At 67.5% G+C, this 12,970-nt stretch carries 11 protein-coding genes; 10 read left to right on the top strand and 1 reads right to left on the bottom strand.

Going from position 1 to position 12,970, the window contains the following annotated elements; all coding sequences use genetic code 11:
• Positions 1 to 6 precede the first annotated feature (6 nt).
• The 7 genes from BLS50_RS05485 to BLS50_RS05455 all read left to right on the top strand — a co-directional run bounded on the left by BLS50_RS05485 (position 7) and on the right by BLS50_RS05455 (position 7,643).
• Positions 7 to 675, top strand: coding sequence for a MotA/TolQ/ExbB proton channel family protein (locus BLS50_RS05485; RefSeq protein ID WP_023478171.1), 669 nt, complete (start codon positions 7 to 9; stop codon positions 673 to 675).
• Positions 676 to 699: 24 nt separating this feature from the next.
• Positions 700 to 1,152, top strand: a complete 453-nt coding sequence (locus tag BLS50_RS05480) for an ExbD/TolR family protein (protein ID WP_074801297.1) — start codon at positions 700 to 702, stop codon at positions 1,150 to 1,152.
• Between the two features lie 293 nt (positions 1,153 to 1,445).
• A complete protein-coding gene (gene leuS, locus BLS50_RS05475) occupies positions 1,446 to 4,040 on the top strand; it encodes a leucine--tRNA ligase (protein ID WP_027807423.1) in 2,595 nt (864 codons plus the stop codon).
• A gap of 38 nt (positions 4,041 to 4,078) precedes the next feature.
• Complete coding sequence (locus BLS50_RS05470) at positions 4,079 to 4,630, top strand: LPS-assembly lipoprotein LptE (protein WP_006476923.1); 552 nt, start codon at positions 4,079 to 4,081, stop codon at positions 4,628 to 4,630.
• Positions 4,631 to 4,648: 18 nt separating this feature from the next.
• Positions 4,649 to 5,743, top strand: a complete 1,095-nt coding sequence (gene holA, locus BLS50_RS05465) for a DNA polymerase III subunit delta (RefSeq protein ID WP_053524953.1) — start codon at positions 4,649 to 4,651, stop codon at positions 5,741 to 5,743.
• A 182-nt stretch (positions 5,744 to 5,925) separates the two neighbouring features.
• Entirely contained in the window at positions 5,926 to 7,197 is a 1,272-nt protein-coding gene (locus BLS50_RS05460) for a glutamate-5-semialdehyde dehydrogenase (RefSeq protein ID WP_074801294.1), read from the top strand.
• Positions 7,198 to 7,220: 23 nt separating this feature from the next.
• A complete protein-coding gene (locus BLS50_RS05455) occupies positions 7,221 to 7,643 on the top strand; it encodes a CopD family protein (protein WP_089434541.1) in 423 nt (140 codons plus the stop codon).
• A gap of 94 nt (positions 7,644 to 7,737) precedes the next feature.
• Here BLS50_RS05455 and BLS50_RS05450 read toward each other — a convergent pair whose 3' ends face one another.
• Positions 7,738 to 8,586 carry a MurR/RpiR family transcriptional regulator gene (locus BLS50_RS05450; protein WP_006476919.1) on the bottom strand — a complete coding sequence of 283 codons (849 nt, stop codon included), beginning with the start codon at positions 8,584 to 8,586 and terminating at the stop codon, positions 7,738 to 7,740.
• Between the two features lie 294 nt (positions 8,587 to 8,880).
• Between BLS50_RS05450 and edd the strand changes: the two genes are divergently transcribed.
• The 3 genes from edd to BLS50_RS05430 all read left to right on the top strand — a co-directional run bounded on the left by edd (position 8,881) and on the right by BLS50_RS05430 (position 12,962).
• Positions 8,881 to 10,737 (top strand): phosphogluconate dehydratase, encoded by a 1,857-nt coding sequence (gene edd, locus BLS50_RS05445; RefSeq protein WP_074801291.1) that lies wholly within the window; start codon positions 8,881 to 8,883, stop codon positions 10,735 to 10,737.
• 19 nt (positions 10,738 to 10,756) lie between these two features.
• Positions 10,757 to 11,383 (top strand): bifunctional 4-hydroxy-2-oxoglutarate aldolase/2-dehydro-3-deoxy-phosphogluconate aldolase, encoded by a 627-nt coding sequence (gene eda / locus BLS50_RS05440; RefSeq protein WP_011544577.1) that lies wholly within the window; start codon positions 10,757 to 10,759, stop codon positions 11,381 to 11,383.
• 217 nt (positions 11,384 to 11,600) lie between these two features.
• Complete coding sequence (locus BLS50_RS05430; RefSeq protein ID WP_011544578.1) at positions 11,601 to 12,962, top strand: GntP family permease; 1,362 nt, start codon at positions 11,601 to 11,603, stop codon at positions 12,960 to 12,962.
• Positions 12,963 to 12,970: the final 8 nt, after the last annotated feature.

Here is a 12,970-nt window from a genome sequence, read left to right as displayed (position 1 = left end):
ACTCCGATGGCGATTCCCACCGGCGTTGTCCACTACCTCGAAAGCGGCGATGCGATCACGCACGCCGTCTCCTATGTGCTGCTGGCGATGTCCGTCGCCAGCTGGTGCTTCCTCTTCATGAAAGCCTGGCTGCTGGTCCGCGCGAAGCGGCAGGGGCCGCGCGCGCTCGCCGCGTTCTGGCGCGCGCCGTCGCTCGACGCGGGCATTGCCGCGCTGGCCGGCGCCGATCGCGAGCGCGTGTTCGTGCCGCTCGCCGAAGCCGCGCGCGATGCGGCCGACGATCACGACCCCACCGCGCTGGCCGCGCGCGTCGAGCGTAGCGAACGCGTGCTGCGCGCGTTGCGTCACGCGATGCTGCGCTCGCAGCGGCGCCTCGAATTCGGCCAGGTGCTGCTTGCGTCGATCGGCAGCACCGCGCCGTTCGTCGGGCTGCTCGGCACCGTATGGGGCATCTATCACGCACTCGGCAGCATCGCCGCGAGCGGGCAGGCGCAGATCGAGAACGTCGCGGGGCCGGTCGGCGAGGCGCTGATCATGACCGCGTTCGGGCTGGTCGTCGCGATTCCCGCGGTGCTCGCGTACAACATCCTCGGCCGGCTCGTCCGGCAGCTCGCCGAGGAACTCGACGGCTTCGCACGCGATCTGCACGTCTTCGTGTGCGCGCAGGGCGCCTGACGCGCCGGCTCCGGAGGAACGATCATGGCATTCGGCGGGCTCGAGCACCACAAGACGTCCGCGCCGATGGCGGAGATCAACATGACGCCGCTGATCGACGTGATGCTCGTGCTGCTCGTCATCTTCATCATCACCGCGCCGCTGATGACGCACGCGATCCGGCTCGATCTGCCGAAGGTCGCGGCGAGTGTCGCGCGCGACACGCCGCAATCCGTCACACTGTCGATCGACGACGCGGGCAAGCTCTACTGGGACGATGCACCGGTGGCGCTCGACGCGCTGCCCGCGCGGTTCAAGGCCGCCGCCGCGGGCGCCGTGCCGCCCGAGCTGCGGCTGCGTGCGTCGCGCGCGACGCGCTACGACGTGATCGCGCAGGTGATGGGCGCCGCGCAGGCCGCGGGCCTTACGCGGATCGGCTTCGTGACCGACGTGCCGCCGGCGGGTGCTGCGGCGCCCGCCGCCGGCGCGAAACCCTGACGCGCCGCTGGGCCGCCACGCCAATCGTCAGGCAAGTTCCCGCCCGTCGCGGGGGCGGGCCGCACGCCGCAAGACCGGCCGGATGCGCGGGCGCTGACGGTATAATCATTGTTTTTCCCGGCTGGCAGGTTTTTTCCAGGTAACCCGGTATTTTCCAGGCAACCCGGAAAATATCCGGACACCCCGAACAGGTCCCGCCACAGCGAACCTGCAGCGCCGCCGGGCCAGCACGATTTCCGATCCAATCCGCGCGCGAGCCGTCGCGCCGCTTAAAGCCTAGCCCGAACCACACCATGCACGAGAGATACGTACCCGCCGACGTCGAAGCCGCCGCCCAGGGCGACTGGCGCGCAGCCGATGCCTACAAGACGAAGGAAGATTCGCAGAAGCCGAAGTTCTACTGCGTATCGATGCTGCCGTACCCGTCCGGCAAGCTGCACATGGGTCACGTGCGCAACTACACGATCAACGACGTGATGTACCGCTATCTGCGGATGAACGGCTACAACACGCTGATGCCGATGGGCTGGGATGCGTTCGGGATGCCGGCCGAGAACGCCGCGATGGCGAACGGCGTGCCGCCCGCGAAGTGGACCTACGACAACATCGACTACATGAAGGGCCAGATGCAGTCGATGGGCCTCGCGATCGACTGGTCGCGCGAAATCGCGACGTGCAAGCCCGACTACTACAAGTGGAACCAGTGGCTGTTTCTGAAGATGCTCGAGAAGGGCATCGCGTACAAGAAGACGGGCACCGTGAACTGGGACCCGGTCGACCAGACCGTGCTCGCGAACGAGCAGGTGATCGACGGCCGCGGCTGGCGCTCGGGCGCGCTCGTCGAGAAGCGCGAGATCCCGATGTACTACCTGCGCATCACGCAGTACGCGGATGAGCTGCTGAACGATCTCGACGGCCTCGGCTGGCCCGAGCGCGTGAAGATCATGCAGCAGAACTGGATCGGCAAGAGCTTCGGCGTGAACTTCGGTTTCCCGTACGAACTCGACGGCGAGCAGAAGCTGCTGCGCGTGTTCACGACGCGCGCCGACACGATCATGGGCGTCACGTTCTGCGCGATCGCGGCCGAGCACCCGCTCGCCACGCGCCTCGCGCAGGACAAGCCGGAACTGCTCGCGTTCATCGAGGAATGCAAGCGCGGCGGCGTCGCCGAGGCCGACGTCGCGACGATGGAGAAGAAGGGCGTCGCGACCGGCTTCTCGGTCAAGCACCCGCTGACCGGCGAGCCGGTCGAGGTGTGGATCGGCAACTACGTGCTGATGAGCTATGGCGAAGGCGCGGTGATGGGCGTGCCGGGTCACGACGAGCGCGATTTCGCGTTCGCGAAGAAATACGATCTGCCGATCAAGCAGGTGATCGCGAGCGAAGGGCAGACGTACTCGCTCGACGCATGGCAGGAGTGGTACGGCGACAAGGAAACCGCGGTCTGCGTGAACAGCGGCAAGTACGACGGCCTGCGCTACGCGGAAGCGGTCGACGCGGTCGCGGCCGACCTGAAGGCTGGCGGCTTCGGCGACAAGCAGGTCACGTGGCGCCTGCGCGACTGGGGCGTGTCGCGCCAGCGCTACTGGGGCACGCCGATCCCGATCATCCACTGCCCGTCGTGCGGCGACGTGCCGGTGCCGGAGCAGGACCTGCCGGTCGTGCTGCCGGAAGACCTCGTGCCGGACGGCTCGGGCAACCCGCTCGCGAAGTCGGAAGCGTTCCTGAACTGCACGTGCCCGAAGTGTGGCGCGGCCGCGAAGCGCGAAACCGACACGATGGACACCTTCGTCGATTCGTCGTGGTACTTCTCGCGCTACACGGCGCCGGACGCCGAGACGATGGTCGACGCGCGCACCGACTACTGGATGCCGATGGATCAGTACATCGGCGGCATCGAGCACGCGATCCTGCACCTGCTGTATTCGCGCTTCTGGACCAAGGTGATGCGCGACCTCGGCCTCGTGAAGTTCGGCGAGCCGGCGAAGAACCTGCTCACGCAGGGGATGGTGCTGAACGAGACGTACTACCGCGAGGACGCGGCGGGCAAGAAGACCTGGTACAACCCGCTCGACGTGACGGTCACGCACGACGACAAGGGCCGCCCGGTCGGCGCGACGCTGAACGCGGACGGCCAGCCGGTCGTGCTCGGCGGCATCGAGAAGATGTCGAAGTCGAAGAACAACGGCGTCGATCCGCAACTGCTGATCGACCAGTACGGCGCCGATACCGCGCGTCTGTTCACGATGTTCGCCGCACCGCCCGAGCAGCAGCTCGAGTGGTCGGGCGCGGGCGTCGAGGGTGCGAGCCGCTTCCTGCGCCGCGTGTGGAGCTTCGGCTACGGTAACCGCGAAGCGCTCGCCGCGCGCGCCGGTTTCGACGCCGCGACGCTCGGCGATGCCGACAAGGCGCTGCGCCGCGAGATCTACAGCGTGCTGAAGCAGGCCGATTTCGACTACCAGCGCCTGCAGTACAACACGGTCGTGTCGGCCGCGATGAAGATGCTGAACGCGATCGACGGCGCGAAGGGCGCGACGCCCGCCGTGCTGCGCGAGACGTACGGCGTGCTGCTGCGCGTGCTGTACCCGGTCGTGCCGCACGTCACGTTCGAGCTGTGGAAGACGCTCGGCTACGCGGACGAATTCGGCCCGCTGCTCGATGCGCCGTGGCCGAAGGTCGACGAGGCCGCGCTGGAGCAGGCCGAGATCGAACTCGTGCTGCAGGTGAACGGCAAGGTGCGCGGCGCGCTGAAGGTCGCGAAGGACGCGAGCCGCGACGCGATCGAAGCGGCGGCGGTGGCCGACGAGGCATTCGCGAAATTCAGCGACGGCAAGCCGGCGAAGAAGATCGTCGTCGTGCCGGGCCGCCTCGTGAACATCGTCGTCTGACGGCCGCCGGCCGTCGGACGTACCCAGAAGGAGCGAAGGTGATCCGCAGATCGTTTTTGATGCTCGTCGGCAGCACGGTCGTGCTGTCGGCATGCGGCTTCCAGTTGCGCGGCCAGCAGGACTACGCGTTCAAGCACCTGTTCGTGGCCGGTGCGCCGGCGCCCGTCGAGGCGCGGCTCACGCGCCTCGTCCAGGCCGGCAGCGACACGAAGATCGTCAAGTCGGCGGACGACGCCGACGCTGTGCTGCGCATGTGGGAGTCGCGTGGCCAGAACACGCTGACGCTCAACAAGTACGGCTCCGCGCAGGAGTACGCGCTGTTCTACACGCTGAACTACACGCTGACGAGCAAGGACGGCACCGTGCTGATCCCGCCGAGCGCGATCGCGCTGAACCGCGCGATGACGTACAGCGACCAGTACACGAACGCGAAGGCGCAGGAAGCCGACATCCTGTACGGCGACATGCAGAACGACGCGGTCGACCAGCTGATGCGGCGTCTCGCGATCGTCCACTCGCTGACGCCGGCGCCGGAGGACGTGGTGCCGGGCGTGGCGCCGCGTGCGCCGCTGCCGCCGCCGCCGCTCTGATCGCGGGCGCACGCAGCGATGCAATTGCGACTTGATGCGCTGGAGCCGCACCTCGCGAAGGGGTTGGCCGGGCTCTATACCGTGTACGGCGACGAGCCGCTGCTCGCGCAGGAAGCGTGCGACCGCATTCGTGCGGCCGCGCGCGCGGCCGGCTTTACCGAGCGTTCGGTGCATACGGTCGAGCGCGGCTTCGACTGGAGCGTGCTGCTCGGCGCGACCCAGGCGATGTCGCTGTTCGGCGAACGTCAGCTGATCGAACTGCGCATTCCGTCGGGCAAGCCCGGCAAGGAAGGCGCCGACGCGTTGAAGACGCTTGCGGCCACACCCAATCCCGACGCGCTGATGCTCGTCACGTTGCCGCGCCTCGACGCGGCCACGCAGAAATCCGCGTGGTTCACCGCGCTGCAGAACGGCGGCGTCGCGCTGAAGATCGATCCGGTCGATCGCGCGCAACTGCCGAACTGGATCGGCCAGCGCCTGTCGATGCAGGGGCAGCGCGTCGCATCCGGCGACGACGGGCGCCGCGCGCTGCAGTTCATCGCGGAGCGCGTCGAGGGCAACCTGCTCGCCGCGCACCAGGAAATCCAGAAGCTCGGGCTGCTGTATCCGCAGGGCGCGCTGTCGTTCGAGCAGGTGCACGACGCGGTGCTGAACGTCGCGCGCTACGACGTGTTCAAGCTGAACGAAGCGATGCTCGCCGGCGACGCCGCGCGGCTCGCGCGGATGATCGACGGGCTGAAGGGCGAAGGCGAGGCGATCGTGCTCGTGATGTGGGCCGTCGTCGAGGAATTGCGCACGCTGCTGCGGATCAAGCGCGGCACGACGGCCGGCAAGCCGCTCGCGACGCTGTTGCGCGAGAACCGCGTGTGGGGGCCGCGCGAGCGGCTGATCGCGCCCGCGCTGAACCGCGTGTCGGAAGCGGTGCTCGAAAAGGCGCTCGCATTCGCCGCGAAGCTCGACCGGCAGGTCAAGGGCTTGTCCGCCGTCACGCCGGGCCGCCGCACGCAGGACGAACCGCCGCCCGACCCGTGGGACGGGCTGTTCCAGCTCGCGATGACGGTCGCGGGCGCCCGCGGCGAACGACCGCCGACCGCGGGTCGCGTGCGACGCTAAGTCCCGTTCGGGCCTTCAGCGCGCGCTGCGCAACCCGCTTACAATGCTTCGATAGCTGGCGCGGCATATCGGCCGCTGCCCTGCACGGACGGCTGTCCCGCGGATCGTCACTCCCGGGTGGCCGTCCCCCGCTTCCCCACGAATTCATGCCGCCCCGCGCGGCTCGCTTCTCGAGTCACACGATGGATATCGATCAGTACATGACCGACCTGGGCCGTCGCGCCCGGCACGCTTCCCGCGCGATGGCGCGCGCCAGCACGGCCGCGAAGAACGCGGCGCTCGACGCCGTGGCCCGCGCGATCGAACGCGATGCGCAGGCGCTGAAGGACGCGAATGCGCGCGACGTCGCCCGTGCCCGTGAAAAGGGGCTCGATGCGGCGTTCATCGACCGCCTGACGCTGTCGGACAAGGCGCTGAACACGATGGTCGAGGGGCTGCGCCAGGTCGCGTCGCTGGCCGATCCGATCGGCGAGATCGGCAACCTCAAGTTCCGCCCGAGCGGAATCCAGGTCGGCCAGATGCGCGTGCCGCTCGGCGTGATCGGCATCATCTACGAGTCGCGCCCGAACGTGACGATCGACGCGGCCGCGCTGTGCCTGAAGTCGGGCAACGCGACGATCCTGCGCGGCGGCTCCGAGGCGCTCGAATCGAACGCGGCGCTCGCGAAGCTGATCGGCGAAGGGCTGGAGGCGGCAGGCCTCCCGCAGGACGCGGTGCAGGTCGTCGCGACGGCCGATCGCGCGGCGGTCGGCAAGCTGATCACGATGACCGAATACGTCGACGTGATCGTGCCGCGCGGCGGCAAGAGCCTGATCGAACGGCTGATCAACGAGGCCCGCGTGCCGATGATCAAGCACCTCGACGGCATCTGCCACGTGTACGTCGACGATCGCGCCGATCTCGCGAAGGCGCTGACCGTCTGCGACAACGCGAAGACGCACCGATACGGCACCTGCAACACGATGGAGACGCTGCTCGTCGCGAGCGGCATCGCCGCGAAGCTGCTGCCGCCGCTGGGCAAGCTGTATCGCGACAAGCAGGTCGAGCTGCGCGTCGACGCGGCCGCGCGCGCGGTGCTCGCCGATGCGGGCGTCGGCCCGCTCGTCGACGCGACGGAAGAAGACTGGCACACCGAATATCTGGCGCCGGTGCTCGCGATCAAGGTCGTCGACGGCCTCGACGCCGCGATCGAGCACATCAATCATTACGGCTCGCATCACACGGATGCGATCGTCACCGAGGATCACGACCGCGCGATGCGTTTCCTGCGCGAAGTCGATTCGGCGAGCGTGATGGTCAATGCGTCGACGCGCTTTGCGGATGGCTTCGAATTCGGCCTCGGCGCGGAAATCGGCATCTCGAACGACAAGCTGCACGCACGCGGCCCGGTCGGCCTGGAAGGGCTCACGTCGCTGAAGTACGTGGTGCTCGGGCACGGCGAAGGCCGTCAGTAAGTCAACAGCGAGGCGCACAACCAATGGCAATGCTCTGGGTCAAGACGTTCCATGTCGTTCTGATCGCCGCGTGGTTCGCGGGGCTCTTCTACCTGCCGCGCATCTACGTGAACCTGGCCATGGAGACCGATCCGGCCGCGGTGCGGCGCCTGCTGCTGATGGCGCGCAAGCTGTTCCGCTTCATGACGATGATCGCGGTGCCCGCGCTCGCGTGCGGGTTGTGGCTGTGGCTCGTGATCGGCATTGGGCAAGGGCAGGGGTGGATCCACGCGAAGGTGACGGTGGTGCTGCTGCTGATCGTCTATCACGCGTATTGCGGGCACCTGCTGCGGGTGTTCGAGCGCGGCGAGAACCGCCGCACCGACAAGTGGTATCGCGTGTTCAACGAACTGCCGGTGCTCGGCATGCTCGCGGCGGTCGCGCTGGTGGTGATCAAGCCGTTCTGAGCGGCGCGGCCGGCGAAACCGTCGCCGTCGAATCATGCGCAACGGCGCCCCTCGGGGCGCCGTTGTTCGTTTACGCGCGGCGTTCCGCGAACCGCTACTCCTTCGTCGGATCGTCGATCCGCCTGCGCGTGATCGCTTCCTTCGCGCGGCCGACGCGCTCCATCAGCGCCGGCCCGCGCGACAGCGCGACGCCGACCGCGAGGATGTCGCCGATCGCGAGATGCGACATCCGCGACGTCATCGGCGAGAACACGTCCGTTTCCTCGGCGACGTTCGACGCGAGACTGACCGTCGCGAGCTTCGCGAGCGGCGAATGGCTCTGCGTGATCGCGACGACTTTCGCGCCGCACGCGAGCGCGGAGCGCGCGGCGTCGACGATGTCGCGCGTGCGGCCGGTGTTCGAGATCGCGACGACGACGTCGTGCGGCCCGAGCAGCGCCGACGACATCGAGAACGTGTGCGGGTCCGAATACGCGACGCTCGGCACGCCGAGCCGGAAGAACTTGTGCTGGATGTCCTGCGCGGCGATGCCCGAACCGCCGGCGCCGTAGAACTCGATGCGCGACGCGTTCGACAGCAGCGCGATCGCGTCGGCGACGCTGCCGGCGGACAGGCTGTTGCGTACTTCGATCAGCGCGCCGATCGTGCGGTCGAACACCTTGCCGATGATGCCGGGCGCCGGTTCGTTCGGCTCGACGTCGCGGTACACCGACGACACGCCCGGCGCGACGCTCTGCGCGAGCCGGATCTTGAACTCGCGAAAGCCGCTGCAGCCGAGCGCCTGGCAGAAGCGCGCGATGGTCGGCTGGCTGACGCCGGCGCGCATCGACAGCTCGGTCATCGCGAGGTCGAGCACCTCGCGCGGCGCGGCGAGGATGTAGTCGGCGAGCTTGCGCTCGGACGGGCGCAACTCGGCGCGGATCGCTTCAATGCGGGGCAGCATGGGACGGCAGGTGGAAATCGGGTTCGGATGAGCGAGTGTATCGCAATCGAATTGTAGAAAATCTACATGAAAATACTAGCGCAATCGCAATGGTTTCGATGCGAGGTTAGCGACGCGAATTAGGGTTTTCACTGATTAAAGCCTTGCTGGTAGCGGGAATGGCGGTTGCGGGCGTGCTAATCAGCATTGCGTGCTTGTAGTTTTTCTACTAGACTGCCTTCGTTCGATCGACGAAGCTCGACCGTCCCCACGATTCCAACCGCCGGTGTCGGCCGGCATACAGGAGCGCCCAGCATGACATCGCTGCACCCCACTCTGGCGAAGGTCACCGAACGCGTGATCGCCCGCAGCCAATCGACCCGTTCCGCCTATCTGCAGCGCATCGACGGCGCGCAAGGCAAGTTCCCGGCACGCGGCGCGCTGTCGTGCGCGAACCTCGCGCACGGCTTCGCGGGCCTCGAGGGCAACGACAAGTTCACGATCAAGGCGATCCGCGAGCCGAACATCGGCATCGTGTCCTCGTACAACGAGATGCTGTCCGCGCACGCGCCGTACAAGGATTTCCCCGAGATCATCAAGGCGGCCGCGCGCGAGAACGGCGGGGTCGCGCAGTTCGCGGGCGGCGTGCCGGCGATGTGCGACGGCGTCACGCAGGGCAACCCGGGGATGGAGCTGTCGCTGTTCTCGCGCGAGGCGATCGCGATGGGCACGGCGATCGCGCTCACGCACAACATGTTCGACGCGGCGCTCTGCCTCGGCATCTGCGACAAGATCGTGCCGGGTCTGCTGATCGGCGCGCTGCAGTTCGGCCACCTGCCGACGATCTTCGTGCCGGCCGGCCCGATGACGAGCGGCCTGTCGAACGACGACAAGGCGAAGATCCGCCAGCAGTTCGCGACCGGCCAGGTCGGCCGCGACGCGCTGCTCGAAGCCGAATCGGCTGCATATCACGGCCACGGCACCTGCACGTTCTACGGCACCGCGAACAGCAACCAGATGCTGATGGAGCTGATGGGGCTGCACCTGCCGGGCTCCGCTTTCGTTCACCCGCACACGCCGCTGCGCACCGCGCTGACGGCCGAGGCCGCGCGCCGCGTGCTCGACCTGACCGTCGAGCGCGGCCACTACACGCCGATCGGCCATGTGATCGACGAAAAGGCGATCGTCAACGGCATCGTCGCGCTGCTCGCGACGGGCGGCTCGACCAACCACACGCTGCACTTGGTCGCGATCGCGCGCGCGGCCGGCATCCTGATCGACTGGAACGACTTCGACGAGCTGTCTGCCGTCGTGCCGCTGCTCGCGAAGATCTACCCGAACGGCAAGGCCGACGTGAACCATTTCCACGCGGCGGGCGGTGTCGCGTTCCTGGTACGCAACCTGCTCGAAGGCGGGCTGCTGCACGAGGACGTGACGACGGTCGCAGGCAAGGGGCTTGCGCACTATACGAAGGAGCCGAAGCTGATCGACGGCAAACTGACGTGGGTCGACGGCGCGGCCGAGAGCCACGACACGAAGGTGCTGCGCGGCATTCGCGAGCCGTTCCAGCCGGACGGCGGCCTGCGCCTGATGCAGGGCCGCCTCGGCCGCGGCGTGATCAAGATCTCGGCGGTCGCGCCGGAGCACCGCAAGGTGACGGCGCCCGCGATCGTGTTCGACTCGCAGGAAGCCGTGCAGGAAGCGTTCGATCGCGGCGAGCTGAAGCGCGATTTCGTCGCGGTGGTGCGCTTCCAGGGCGCGCGCGCCAACGGCATGCCCGAGCTGCACCGTTTGACGCCGCTGCTCGGCGTGCTGCAGGATCAGGGCTTCCACGTCGCGCTGGTGACCGACGGCCGCATGTCGGGCGCATCGGGCAAGGTGCCGGCCGTGATCCACGTGTCGCCGGAGGCGCTGCTGGCCGGCCCGATCGGCAAGGTGAAGACGGGCGACATGCTCGTGATCGACGCCGAAGCCGGCGTGCTCGACATCGAGGTCGACGACGCCGAGTGGCGCGCGCGCCCGGTCGCGCAGCCGCGGCACCAGGCCGAGAACGAAGTCGGTTTCGGGCGCGAACTGTTCGGCGTGTTCCGCGCGGCCGCGGCGCCGGCCGAGCAGGGCGCATCGGTTTTCGGGACGCTGGTCGGCGAAACGGCCGCCCACGTCACCGCATGAATTTCAAGGAGCCAATTCAATGAAGACGATTGCTGAAATCGTGAAGCTGGGCCCGGTCATTCCGGTGCTCGCATTCGACTCGGTCGAGCAGGGCGAAAACGTGTCGCGCGCATTGCACGCGGGCGGGGTGAAGGTGCTCGAGATCACGCTGCGCACGCCGGCCGGGCTGGAAGCGATCCAGCGCGCGAGCCAGCTCGCGGACGACATCGTCGTCGGCGTCGGCACGATCACGAAGCCCGAGCACTGCGCGCAGGCCAAGCGTGCGGGCGCGAAGTTCGGCGTGTCGCCGGGCCTGACGAAGGAGCTGCACCTCGCGTCGCTCGACGCCGGCCTGCCGCTGCTGCCGGGCGTGATGACGCCGAGCGACATCATCCAGGCGCTCGAATTCGGCTACGACATCGTGAAGTTCTTCCCCGCGCAGCAGGCGGGCGGCGTGCCGATGCTGCAGGCGTTCCATGGCCCGTTCCCGGCGCTGAAGTTCTGCCCGACCGGCGGCATCACGGTCGACACCGCGCCGAACTTCCTGAAACTGCCGAACGTCGTGTGCGTCGGCGGCTCGTGGCTCACGCCGAAGGCCGCACTCGCCGCGCAGGATTGGGCCGAAGTCACGCGCCTCGCGCAAGCAGCGAGCCAACTGCCCCGTTAAGGCTTGTACCAGATGACGGTTCAGCCCTCGGAAAGCAAGCGTTAGTGCTTGTTTTACCGAGGGTTTTTGCTGATGGAACCGGTTCTATCCGCGGATCGCAAAGATAAGTAAAATTCAGCGTCCTGACGGGGGGGTACCCCCGTGTTTCGGAGACCCGCATAGCCGGGCATACTCGCAACGACTCGCCCGGTTCGAACAATTCTAGGAGGAGTGCCACATGGGGGCCGTCCAAGGCAGCATGCTGCTCGTATTCACGCTGATCGCGATTGCCGCGCTGATCCTGATGATCGCGCGCTACAAGATCTACCCGTTCCTGGTGCTGATCATCGTCTCGCTCGGCCTCGGTCTCGTCGTCGGCATGCCGATGGACAAGATCGTCAAGTCGTTCGAGACGGGCACCGGCGGCACGCTCGGCCACATCGCGATCGTCGTCGGCCTCGGCACGATGCTCGGCAAGATGATGGCCGAATCGGGCGGTGCCGAACGGATCGCGACCACGCTGATCGACTGGTTCGGTGAAAAGAACATCCACTGGGCGATGATGTTCGTCGCGATCATCGTCGGCCTGCCGGTGTTCTTCGAAGTCGGCTTCGTGCTGCTGATCCCGATCGCGTTCAACGTCGCGAAGCGCACCGGCAAGTCGCTGCTCGTCGTCGGCCTGCCGATGGTGGCCGGCCTGTCGGTCGTGCACGGGCTGATCCCGCCGCACCCGGCTGCGCTGCTGGCCGTCCAGCAATACGGCGCCGATATCGGCAAGACGATCGCCTTCGGCCTGGTCGTCGGCGTGCCGACCGCGATCATCGCGGGCCCGCTGTTCGCGCTGATGATCTCGAAGTTCGTGAAGCTGCCGGAAAACAACCCGCTCGCGTCGCAATTCGTCGATTCGCGCACGGACGGCGGCAAGCGCGAACTGCCGAGCTTCGGCATCACGCTGTTCACGATCCTGCTGCCCGTCGTGCTGATGCTCGTCGGCAGCTGGGCCGACCTGGTGTTCACGCCGAAGTCGCTGCCGAACAACCTGCTGCGCTTTGCTGGCAACTCGGACGTCGCGCTGCTGATCGCCGTGCTCGTGAGCTTCTGGACCTTCGGCGCGAAGCAGGGCTTCAACCGCGACCAGATCCAGAAGTTCTGCGGCGAGTGCCTGGCGCCGATCGCCGGCATCACGCTGATCGTGGGCGCGGGCGGCGGCTTCGGCGGCGTCCTGCGCGACAGCGGGATCTCGCAGCAGATCGTCGAGACCGCGAAGCACGCACACCTGTCGCCGCTGCTGCTCGGCTGGTTCGTCGCGGCGCTGATGCGTCTCGCGACGGGTTCGGCGACGGTCGCGATGACGACGGCTTGCGGGATCGTCGCGCCGATCGCGGCGGCGTCGGGCGCGTCGGTCCGGCCGGAGCTGCTGGTGCTCGCGACGGGCTCGGGCTCGCTGATCTTCTCGCACGTGAACGACGGCGGCTTCTGGCTGATCAAGGAATATTTCGGGATGACGGTGGGCCAGACGTTCAAGACCTGGTCGCTGCTTGAAACCATCATCTCGGTGCTCGGTCTGAGTTTTACGCTGTTGCTGAGCGTGGTTCTGTAACAAGGGGT

The organism is Burkholderia orbicola (assembly GCF_900100915.1).
GTDB lineage: Bacteria > Pseudomonadota > Gammaproteobacteria > Burkholderiales > Burkholderiaceae > Burkholderia > Burkholderia orbicola.
The sequence above is the reverse complement of the archived record's forward strand: the minus strand, read 5'-3'. Positions and strand labels throughout refer to the sequence as shown.

Coding starts and splice junctions, on each gene's coding strand:
- BLS50_RS05450 (WP_006476919.1), bottom strand. CDS start 8,586: ATGCTGCCCCGCATTGAAGCGATCCGCGCCGAGTTGCGCCCGTCCGAG.
- BLS50_RS05460 (WP_074801294.1), top strand. CDS start 5,926: ATGGATATCGATCAGTACATGACCGACCTGGGCCGTCGCGCCCGGCAC.
- BLS50_RS05485 (WP_023478171.1), top strand. CDS start 7: ATGGCGATTCCCACCGGCGTTGTCCACTACCTCGAAAGCGGCGATGCG.
- holA (WP_053524953.1), top strand. CDS start 4,649: ATGCAATTGCGACTTGATGCGCTGGAGCCGCACCTCGCGAAGGGGTTG.
- BLS50_RS05480 (WP_074801297.1), top strand. CDS start 700: ATGGCATTCGGCGGGCTCGAGCACCACAAGACGTCCGCGCCGATGGCG.
- BLS50_RS05430 (WP_011544578.1), top strand. CDS start 11,601: ATGGGGGCCGTCCAAGGCAGCATGCTGCTCGTATTCACGCTGATCGCG.
- leuS (WP_027807423.1), top strand. CDS start 1,446: ATGCACGAGAGATACGTACCCGCCGACGTCGAAGCCGCCGCCCAGGGC.
- edd (WP_074801291.1), top strand. CDS start 8,881: ATGACATCGCTGCACCCCACTCTGGCGAAGGTCACCGAACGCGTGATC.
- eda (WP_011544577.1), top strand. CDS start 10,757: ATGAAGACGATTGCTGAAATCGTGAAGCTGGGCCCGGTCATTCCGGTG.
- BLS50_RS05455 (WP_089434541.1), top strand. CDS start 7,221: ATGGCAATGCTCTGGGTCAAGACGTTCCATGTCGTTCTGATCGCCGCG.